Raw genomic sequence first — 3,350 nt, 5'->3', positions numbered from 1 at the left:
TTCTATTACAAGAACAACTCGATCGGAGAGTTGGATTTCGTCATCGAATACCCTCACGGGTACATACGACCCATAGAGGTCAAGTCAGGCAAGAGCTATAAGCGTCACAGCGCTCTCACCAAGGCGCTGTACACAGAGAACTTCGGAATCCACAAGGGTACAGTACTCGCTGAGACCAATACACAATGCGAGGGGAACATCGATTACCTACCGGTGTACATGGTCTCGCAATTCCGCAACGAGTAGAGGAATGAGCGGAAACACCATGTGACGGACGGACGATTGGGCGCCGGCTATTTCGCTTTCGTGGGATGCGGGATCGGCAGATGGAAAACGGCGAGGGGCTTGGCCAGACGGGAGGCGGCGAACGCGCTGACCGCGACGGCAAGGCCAATCGGCACGAACAGGTTGATCGGAGCGTCGGCCAGTTCCATCACCAGACAGATCGCCATCAGCGGCGCCTGCTGCGAGGCCGCGAGCAGCGCGCACGCGCCAAGCAGCGCATACATGCCGATCGAATTCGTGTGGAACATCTGCATCCAGAGAACGCCCAACACCGCGCCGCCGGACGCGCCCAACGCGATGCCGGGCTGCAGCACGCCGCCGGACGCGCCCGAGCGAATCGTCAGCAGGGTGACGACCGCTTTCGCCACGAAACTCAGCAACAGCATCGGCAGCACCGCCAGATCGGCCTGCGACGAGAAGCTCAGCTGCGCGGTGGCGCGGCCATTGCCCATCACCTGCGGCACCCAGATCGCCACAACGCCGGTCAGCAGGCCCGCAAGCGGCATCTGCCACAGAATGCCCACGCCGGATGGCTTGTTCTTCCCCGCCCATTGCGAACCACGGCGGAACAACGCGCCGGCGGCACCGAGAACCAGACCCGCGACCAGCGCGAACAGCATGTAATCGGGCGTGAACAGACCATCCGCCTTGCCGATCAGATAGAAGGTATGCGTGCCTTTGATCAGGCTCGCCACCCATGAGGCGAGCGCGGAGCAGGCGAAGGCGAGCGTGACGGTTTCGAGCGTGATGTCCGCCAGCAGAATCTCCACGGCGAAGAACGTGCCGGCGAGTGGCGCGTTGTACACGCCCGCCAAGCCCGCGGCCGCGGTGATGGCCACCAGCATGCGCGTGTCCTTCGCATCGAGGCGCACCCAGCGGGCGAACCGCTGTCCGAACATCGCACCCAGTTCGCGCGGGGCCACCTCGCGTCCGATCGACATGCCGGTGCCGACGATGAAGATCTGCAACAGCACGTGCACGACGGTCTGCCAGATTGGCATCAGCGCCCCGCCCACGGCTTTTTTGACGGACGGCACTTTGGTGGTGCGCGTACGCAGCAGCCACCAGACCACGGCCGCGACGGTGGCGCCCACGGTGACGGAGACCGCGCGTCGGATGGCGGTCACGTTGAACGGGCCGGATTCGTGCGCGTTTTCGATGTATCCGAGTGCGAGACGCTCGACCTGGTACAGCATCAGCGTTAGCAGACCGGCTGCCGCGCCGATGGCGACGCCGACCACCGCCACCGCCATGATCAGTGCGGGAATCCTGCCGATCTTCGGCTGCCGGTCATTCTGCGCGACACCGGTGTTTTCCTGCCGCGGTTGCCGCATGTTCCCCGATTGCCGCGATTCGCGTGCCGTCATTCCCTCTTCCACGTTGCGTCGACCTCGTCTTCCATTCGCTCTGTTCCACCACCATCGTTCCACCGGCGACGGATTTTGCGGCGCATTCACGCCACGATGGAGCATGATGGAACGTGGATGCACATATGCAAATGGCATCTGTACAGGTCGCGAGCCGCAATTGACAACATCCAAACAGAGGCCCGATGCAAGCACGCCTTGAATGTGACGCACCCAGGCACACCACCCCGCGTACAGCGCAATGCGTAGCGTTTCGCCCTGCGATACGTCATGATGGAAGGCATGAACGAAATACATGACAGCAAAGCCGCAGGAACCGGCACCGTCGCCGGTTTCCGCACCGAACACGACTGCATCGGCACGCTTGATGTGCCCGCCGATGCGTATTGGGGCATCCATACGCAACGCGCCATCGGCAATTTCACCGTTTCCGGAATCACGGACGGCGACCATCCTTCGCTGATCCGCGCATACGCGACGGTCAAGCGGGCCTGCGCGGCGGCCAACGCCGAGCTTGGACTGATCGACCGTGAAAAGGCGACGCTTATCGAGCAGGCGTGTCTGGAAATCGAAAACGGCGGACTTGCCGACCAGTTCCCGGTGGATGTGCTGCAGGGAGGCGCGGGAACGTCGGCCAATATGAATATGAACGAGGTCATCGCCAACCGCGCGCTTGAGCTGGCAGGCCATCAACGTGGCGATTACGGCTTCATCCATCCCAACGACCATGTCAACCACTCGCAGTCCACGAACGACACGTACCCCGCGGCGTGCAAGCTCGCCATTGTGGATGCGCTGCATCCGCTTCTCGATGCCACGGGCAGGCTCCGCAAGGCATTGCACGATCTGGCCGACAAGCATGCGAACGACGTCAAGCTGGGACGCACCCAGCTTCAGGACGCGGTGCCGATGACCTTCGGCCAGGAGTTCCATGCGTTCGCCAGTTTTCTGAAGCTTGATATGGAGGCGATGGAACGGTTGGTGCCGGATCTGTGCGTACTCAACCTTGGTGCCACGGCCATCGGCACCGGCATTTGCGCCGACCTGCGATTCCGTGAGACGGCTACCGAGCATATGCGTCAGATCACGGGCCTTCCCATCACCGCGGCGCCCGATCCCGTGGCCGCGATGACCGACATGAGCGCTTATATCGCGGCTTCGGCGGTATTGAAGAATCTGGCGATTCACCTGAAGAAGGCCGCCGACGACCTGCGTCTGCTCAATTCAGGGCCGCGCGCAGGCTTCGGTGATCTCAAAGTGCCGCCAAGACAGGCCGGTTCCAGCATCATGCCGGCGAAGGTGAATCCGGTGATTCCCGAATGTGTGGACCAATGCTGTTTCACGGTGTTCGGTATGGATGTGACGGTCAATTGGGCCGCCGCCGAAGGCCAACTGCAGCTCAACGCCTTCGATCCGCTGATCGTGCATCAGATCCTCAGCGGCATGGAGCTGATGACCCGTGCCATGGATATGTTCCGCACCAATTGCGTCGAAGGCATCGTGGTCGACGTGCGGGCCGGGCGCGAGCACGCGTTGCGCTCCCCTGCCATTTCGGCCGCGCTCAACGACGTCATCGGCTACGAGGCGGCCAGCGCGATTTCCGCGGAAGCCGTCGCCTCCGGCCGCACGATCCGCGAAGTGGCCGAAGAGCGGACCGACCTGTCCGCGGAACAGCTGGATGCCCTGCTCGACCCGGCG

Annotated in this window: 2 protein-coding genes; one reads left to right on the top strand and one right to left on the bottom strand. The window is 62.6% G+C overall.

Features of this window, described 5'->3' with window-relative positions; genetic code table 11:
• Positions 1-293: 293 nt before the first annotated feature.
• A complete protein-coding gene (locus B3C64_RS05540; RefSeq protein WP_414632168.1) occupies positions 294-1,652 on the bottom strand; it encodes a chloride channel protein in 1,359 nt (452 codons plus the stop codon).
• A gap of 282 nt (positions 1,653-1,934) precedes the next feature.
• On the opposite strand from B3C64_RS05540, the gene B3C64_RS05535 reads away from it, so the two are divergent.
• Positions 1,935-3,350, top strand: a 1,416-nt coding sequence (locus B3C64_RS05535) for an aspartate ammonia-lyase (RefSeq protein ID WP_291534301.1), incomplete at its 3' end; no start/stop codon positions are given.

Origin of the sequence: Bifidobacterium sp. UBA6881 (assembly GCA_002451435.1) — a bacterium.
Classification (GTDB): Bacteria; Actinomycetota; Actinomycetes; order Actinomycetales; family Bifidobacteriaceae; genus Bifidobacterium.
Note: the sequence above shows the minus strand (reverse complement) of the source record. Positions and strands in the feature narration are given on the sequence as shown.